The sequence below is a fragment of the Phocaeicola plebeius genome (genome assembly GCF_003437535.1).
Classification (GTDB): Bacteria; Bacteroidota; Bacteroidia; order Bacteroidales; family Bacteroidaceae; genus Phocaeicola; species Phocaeicola plebeius_A.
In genome coordinates this window covers 1-215 of record NZ_QSQT01000021.1, presented here as the reverse complement: position 1 = coordinate 215, position 215 = coordinate 1, and positions in this window count along the sequence as shown.

Genomic DNA, 215 nt, shown 5'->3' with positions numbered 1-215 from the left:
AGAACAATTCCTTTTTCCTTACGTTTCCTTACGCGCGCATACGTACGCGCCCGCACGAATTATATAATGTAGGGTATTTCACATCCGTTTTCGTATTGCAATAAAAATTATGCTTTATAGCATAAAGTAAATCAGTAAGTTAGCTAAAAAACTGAAAAATTTCTGCAAAAAAGTATGGTGTAAAAGTTGCATGAAAGGAAAAAGTCTGTACCTTT